The 6710-nt window shown below is 58.0% G+C and carries 4 protein-coding genes; all 4 read left to right on the top strand.

Annotation, left to right across the window (positions count from 1 at the left end; all coding sequences use genetic code 11):
- Positions 1 to 1217, top strand: a 1217-nt coding sequence (locus tag ACPUER_RS35580) for a M66 family metalloprotease (protein ID WP_425133426.1), incomplete at its 5' end; no start/stop codon positions are given.
- A 290-nt stretch (positions 1218 to 1507) separates the two neighbouring features.
- Positions 1508 to 3442 (top strand): ESPR-type extended signal peptide-containing protein, encoded by a 1935-nt coding sequence (locus ACPUER_RS35575; RefSeq protein WP_425133425.1) that lies wholly within the window; start codon positions 1508 to 1510, stop codon positions 3440 to 3442.
- A 421-nt stretch (positions 3443 to 3863) separates the two neighbouring features.
- Positions 3864 to 5813 (top strand): S8 family peptidase, encoded by a 1950-nt coding sequence (locus ACPUER_RS35570; protein WP_425133424.1) that lies wholly within the window; start codon positions 3864 to 3866, stop codon positions 5811 to 5813.
- 20 nt (positions 5814 to 5833) lie between these two features.
- The gene (locus tag ACPUER_RS35565; protein WP_425133423.1) at positions 5834 to 6325 is read left to right on the top strand and encodes a hypothetical protein; all 492 of its coding nucleotides are present in this window, start codon (positions 5834 to 5836) and stop codon (positions 6323 to 6325) included.
- Positions 6326 to 6710 lie beyond the last annotated feature (385 nt).

The following is a 6710-nucleotide window of genomic DNA, read 5'->3' as shown; positions in this document are numbered from 1 at the left end:
TCAACATCTATACGCATGCGGCAGGATACTTCACGTTGCCGTATTTGGTCGTTGGTCCGAGGCAGGATGCCTCGGGTACGCCACAGCCCGCATATGGCATCACGTCCATGGATCAACAGAAGGACGGATACGGCACGATGTCCGCAGTATTGTCGATGATCCAGGCAATGCGCATCGCGAATGGTGAAGGCGACACCAACAACCAGTACTACGCGCCGATCATTGCGTTGAATTCCGCCGGTGCCGTTGCCGATGTCGGCGGAGGCTTGGGCGGGGGCAACGCGGGGGTGGGCGACCATGGCTATTCCGGCGTATTCATCCACGAGCAGGGTCATGCGTTTGGCCTGCCGCATGCCGCTGACGCATATACGTCGGGTACGTATCCCTATATTGGTGGGAGCGTTGAAGGCAGTGCGTGGGGATACGATCAAATCCGACGCGAATTCCTTGACGTTCTGGTTCCGTCGAGCGCATCGCACTTCGCTGGATGTAGTGCCGACCATCAGCTCGACGCGCAGCGCCGATGTTTTAAGCAGGATCCGATGCAAGGGGGGGAGGGGGATCAATCGCCTGGCTATAAATTCACGATGTTTTCGGATTTCAGCGTCGCGCGCATACAGTCGTGGATGGAGGGGCGAATCCTGACAGATGCCTCGTCAGCGACCGGGTACAGCAAGTGGGATGCCGTCACCCAACGTCGTGTTCCTTATACGCCGGTGACAGACGACAAGGGGTTGTATGGCATTAACCACAATCTTCCCGTGGTGCGCGACACGAAGGTGAGCTCGATCGTCATCGCATTCAGTCGTGCGAATTCCTCAGGCGCGTCGTACATCTACGAGCCCAAGCAATATACCGGCAACTTAATCCGAACCTTCGATCCGTCGAATGCCGTGGATCTACAGGCAATTACGGCAAATACGGGGACCTATCCATGGTATTGCGTGGCGAGCGGATGCGATTTCACGCTGCGCGTGACGTACAGCGATGGGTCGCAAGTGCTTCGTGTGTTAAAGGACGGGTTTCGAGATTGGTTCAAGGCGGAAGATCCGGAACCTGCATCGGCTTCTAATCCGGTGATGGCGAACAGCTTTAGGCAGTGGGCAATCAATGTGCCGGGCGATAAGCTCATTAAGAAAATCGAATTGCTTGATACGCCGATGGTGTGGAAAGGGATGCCGCAGAATCCGAAAGTGCTGCTCGATCGACAATTCTAATACGCTGGTCGTGAGCAATCGGTCAAGGTGGATGGGCCGCGGCTGGGTGGAGGGGCTGACGTCAGTCGCGCACCTTAGCCGGCGGCCATGGACGGTAGGCCTTTTTGTCGATGTGGTGTGATTGACGCATTGGATTTCGGCCCGGAATGCGACGTCACAAACCTTGCTGTGTCCGGAGATGTGAGCGACACGCCGGTTAGCAATATTTAAAAGAATGAGGTGGCATATGAATGTTTTTTGACAAATTTAGTATTACGGATTGCTAATTGTTAATTTAATTTGGTGTTTATATGAATAAGATCTATCGAACGATTTGGAATAAGGCGCAGTGTGTGTTTGTAGCGGCTTCAGAATTGGACTGCTCGCAGGGCAAGGGCCAAACAGGGGTGACGGGTGAAATAGGTGCGGCGCAAACCCGGCATCTGGGGGCGGTGACGCGTCAGTCCGGTGTGCCGATGCGAGCAATCGCAGTCGCGGCGATTGGGGGCACCCTGGCGCTGGGGTTGGCTTCGCAGGCGTACGCGCAGTTTACCGGTGGTAGCGGCGGGAGTGCTGGGGTGCCTGGAAATATCGCCATTAGTGGCGGGACCACTTGCCCTACGGATTTTCAATTTCCAACCGGCCGAGGCGCTGAAGTTTCCAACAGTGCAAGTGGTGACGGGTCGGTCGCCATAGGATGTTATGCGGTTGCTACCGTACCGCCAGGCTCGGTAAGTGTTGCGATAGGAAAGGGGGCCACGGCTAGCGCAGCTGGGGCTACGGCGATTGGACCAGCAGCGCTAGCGTCCGGCGGGGGTAGTACAGCCTTGGGTGTCTTTTCAACAGCGTCAAATGGCTCTAGCGTCGCGTTGGGGGCGGGGGCGGTCACGGCCGCGCCGAATCCGACCGCGAGCGCGACGATCGGCGGCCAGACCTATAGCTTTGCTGGCACCACACCAGGTGCGGTGGTAAGTGTTGGTAGCCCATCCGGAGTCGTAAATACGACCACCGGCCCAATCCAAGTGCCGACGACGCGGCAGATCACGAACGTCGGGGCAGGACGAGTGACGTCCACGAGTACGGACGCGATCAATGGCTCGCAGCTCAATGCAGCGGTGACTGCAATCAATACGCTGTCGACGTCGACGTCAACGGGGATTAGCTCGTTGTCGACGGGGTTGAGCACGACGAACAGCAACGTCGGTTCGCTGTCGACGGGGCTGAGCACGGTAAATAGCAATATTGCGTCGCTGTCGACGGGTGTTGCTAATGCCGTTCAATATGATAACCCGTTGCGTAACTCGGTGACCCTCGGCGGCGTCGGTGCGACGACCCCTGTCAGGCTGACCAACGTTGCAGCCGGCACGGCTCCCACCGACGCGGTCAACTTCGGTCAGTTGTCCTCGTTGTCGACGTCGACTTCGACGGGACTGGGCTCGCTGTCGACTGGGCTGAGCACGACGAACAGCAACGTTGCGTCGCTGTCGACTGGCCTTGGTTCGCTGTCGACGAGTCTTAACGCCACAAACAGCAACGTCGGTTCGCTGTCAACGGGGCTGAGCACGACGAACAGCAACGTCGCGTCACTGTCGACGAGCGTGTCGAATCTGTCAACGACGCTGAACAACGTGAACTCCGGCAACACGAACTACTACAAGGTCAACGATCCGAACGCGAAGCCGTCGCAAGCGAGCGGTCAGGGTGCCATAGCGGGCGGAGGCGGTGCCGTTGCATCTGGCGATCGGAGCGTGGCACTGGGCAAGGACGCGACCGCGACGGGTACCAACTCGGTGGCAATTGGTGCTGGCTCGGTGGCAACTGACCCGAACACGGCGTCGTTCGGCACGCCGGGCAACGAGCGACGCCTGACCAATATCGCTGAAGGCGTGAATCCGACCGATGCGACGACTGTCCAGCAGGTGCGTCAGGCGGTCTCATCCGGGGTGAGCCAAGCGAATAATTATACCGATCAACGTATCAACGCGACCAATAAATCGATTAACGATCTCTCTAGAAACGCGTATTCTGGCATTGCTGCAGCAATGGCTATGTCCGGAATGCCTGCCATGGACAATAACAAATCGTTTGGCGTTGGCCTGAGCATGTCTACGTATCGCGGCTATCAGGGGATTGCCGGCAGCCTGGTCGGACGCTTGACCGAAAATGTGAAGGTTCGGATAGGCGTCGGCGGATCAACTGGCGGAGGCGGGATTGGTGCCCAGATTGGTGGGCTGTATCAATGGTGAGGTACGGCACGATGAAGCGACAAATTACGTAGATGACTAAGGCGCGCCAGGGCTGAATATCAGGCTTTATTCATCGGCCTCACTTAAATCTCGTAATTCGCGGAGATGATGTGGGCGATTGGAGGTTGAGGGACTTTCAATCTCCCACTTTAATTTGCTTTAGCTTATTGGAGGCGGGGACTTTTGAGGTGTCCGCTGTGACATGGTCCAAGAAGAATCAGTCAGAGCCTGTATCATCTTTTATTCCGATGAACGTGAGCTGCTTCAGGCAACGTGTAATCAATGTGCTGGGTGACAATTTCATCAAAGTAATCGAATCGTTTGACACACCAATGGTATGGAATCCAAAAATTATGTTCGACAGAAAATTGGCGGAATCGAAGCTGACGGATGCAATAGCCTGCGGAGGCATGTGAATATCATGACGAGAAAGATGCTAATTTTGACGCTCCTTGCCGCGGCGGCGCTGAGTGCCTGCGGCGGTGTGGATGCGCCAAGCACGGACGCCAGTACAGGTAGTGGTAGCGGTGGTAGTGGTAGCGGTGGCGGCGGTGGTGGCACAACCCCATCGGGCTGCGCCGAGACCGGTATTGACCCCAAGTACGCATGTCAGACCGGCAGCACAGAGGCACTGTACACCTATCAATGGGCGCTTAAGCAGGCCACTAGCTTTTTTGCAGCGTTTGGCCTGGTTGCCAATGGCACGACTGACATCAATGTGGAAAGCGTGCATGCTGCCGGCATCAAAGGCCAAGGCGTGAACGTGTTGGTACTCGACGATGGTCTCGAGGTGAGGCACGAAGACCTGGCCCCCAACGTCAATGCGTCCATGACGTACAATTTTTACGATGGCTCGACTGATCCGACGCCCCCCGACACAGCGGCCAACATCGATACCGCGCACGGTACCAATGTCGCCGGCATCATTGCGGCGGCTCAAAACGGCAAGGGGGTCATGGGCATCGCGCCGCGCGTGACGCTGGGCGGTGCGCGTTACACCGGCGCGGCTAATGCGGACAACAATGAGGCCTATGGCGGCGCCGATTGGTCGAAGGGTGCGCACGTCATCAATGCATCGTATGGCGCCAACCCGCTCGCGCCCCCGGAGTACGACACCGCAACTTCCACACAGGCCGCCGTGCGTGCGTTCCCGAACCTGCGCAAGGGACGCGGTCTGATCATGCTGAAGGCCTCAGGTAACGAGTATGAGCAGATCAGCGACGGCCCAAACATTCCACCCCGTACCTGTCCTACCGTGGGGCGCCCCGGCATGATCAGTTGCGAGAACCCGGCCAACGACGTCGAGGCGCTTGAACCCGGTGTGATTGTGGTCGGTGCGGCCAATGCCATGGGCGTCAGGGCAAGCTATTCCGACGCTGGCGCAGTTAACTGGATCACGGGCCTGGGCGGTGAATTGGCCGATGGGGGCGGGTACGGTGAGGTGGGCACCGGCCCGAAGATCTTTTCAACGGACCTGAGCGGTTGCAGCCGCGGCTATAGCCGGGTCAACCCTGACGATGGGTACGATTTTGCTATCGCGAATACGCCCATCAACCTCAAAGAAAATCCCAACTGTAACTACTCCAGCATGAACGGCACGTCGGCGGCCACGCCCACGGTGACCGGCGTGGTGGCCCTCATGCTGACAGCCAACCCCAATCTGACCTGGCGCGACGTGCGCGAGATACTGCGCGTCACTGCGCGCAGTATCGATCCCAACTACGGTAGTCGCGACGAGCGCAACGTCAGGATTGACCTCACCACTGGGAGCGCGACAACCGACACAAGTACTGCGCTCACCGATGGCGCCACCACGGCGCGCCTGGACTACGGCTGGCAGACCAACGGGGCCGGCAACGCTTACTCGACGTGGTACGGCTTTGGCCTTGTCGACGCAGCCGCTGCGGTCAAGATGGCCAAGAGCACCACCACCTACAAGCCACCTGCGCTCAATATCCCCAACTTCACGAGCGCCTTTGGCAACGTCAACCAACTCAATTATGGCTCGGTACAAAAGCTCGGTCAGTTCAACGTGACGGGCGTCGACAAGGTAGATGCGCTGCAACTGCGTGTGTCGGGTTCGGTGTGCATAGGCAGCGTCGGCTTCTTCGTGAAATCGCCGTCGGGCACGATATCGGCCTTGTCCCTGCCGTATAACGGCTACTATGGTAACGGAGTCAGCAGTGTCAGCAACTACGGTCTGGGCAGCTACGCATTTTACGGCGAGAATGCCGCCGGCACGTGGGAGGTCTATGCCGTGAGCGGCGTGCCGACTAATGCTTGTACCGAGTATCAGCCGCAAGGTAGCACGCAAACTGTGACCCTGACGACGCCCCTCGCCGTAGAATATCGCGTGATCGCCGCCCAGTAAGCCTTCGGAGACTTTTCAACATGATCAATTCATCTGTTTTTAAGACCGTTGCGCTAGTGATGCTCGTGTCAATTGCTGGCGTGTGCCAGGCCGACTCGCCTGAGCTTGTGGTTGGCAAGCAGCTTTCGGCACAAGAGTTAAAGCACCACGCTGATGCGCCTACGGTAGCGCTCGAAATGCGCTCGTTCAAGGTGCTCTCCACTGGCACTCGACCCAAGACTAAGGGCGTGTCCTCCAGCGCGGTGACGCAAGTCATCAACGAGAACGGCGTGGTGGGCGAAAGCCGCAACAACGTGGTCGTCTCACAGGTTTCGGTCGATCGCGTGAAGCAGGCTGTGGCTGGGCTGTCACCTACGCCGGTGTCGGCACAGTACTACGATCATATGAGCATTAGCACGCTCTACTTCGCCTCATTCCAGGCAGCCGTGAGCGCGCGCACGCAGTTGAAGAAGGTTCTGCCTCAAGCGCGCGTGGATGTTCCCATCCGGTATGCCAAGTCCGTGGTACGCTGATTATCCTTAGTACTACAGCCGTAGATTAGTAAGCGGTAGATTTAGCACACCGAATGGAGAATCGTTTGCAACTGACGGCCGAGCATATCCGCATCGCGACGACCGAGATCGGCCGGCGATGTCTGCGAATGGGTCTCGGTAGAGCGCCCCGGCACGATTCTCGGGGCGCGCTTGCTGCGTCAACTCACGCTGGCCTCGGCTTGCCGCTTCGCATAGTTGAACGGCAGCAGGTCGCTGATGTCGACGTCAGTCGCACGCTGTGGCAACTCGGTCAGCACGTGCAGCAGATACGCAGTAAGCCGTCAATAAACGACGCCCTACCAATGGTAGGCAGAAGGTCAGAAGCTAAGTGTCCGCGTGGACACATGCACTCAGACCGTGATGA

The organism is Burkholderia sp. DN3021, assembly GCF_049805555.1.
Classification (GTDB): domain Bacteria; phylum Pseudomonadota; class Gammaproteobacteria; order Burkholderiales; family Burkholderiaceae; genus Burkholderia; species Burkholderia pyrrocinia_C.
Note: the sequence above shows the minus strand (reverse complement) of the source record. Positions and strands in the feature narration are given on the sequence as shown.

Coding starts and splice junctions, on each gene's coding strand:
- ACPUER_RS35575 (WP_425133425.1), top strand. CDS start 1,508: ATGAATAAGATCTATCGAACGATTTGGAATAAGGCGCAGTGTGTGTTT.
- ACPUER_RS35570 (WP_425133424.1), top strand. CDS start 3,864: ATGACGAGAAAGATGCTAATTTTGACGCTCCTTGCCGCGGCGGCGCTG.
- ACPUER_RS35565 (WP_425133423.1), top strand. CDS start 5,834: ATGATCAATTCATCTGTTTTTAAGACCGTTGCGCTAGTGATGCTCGTG.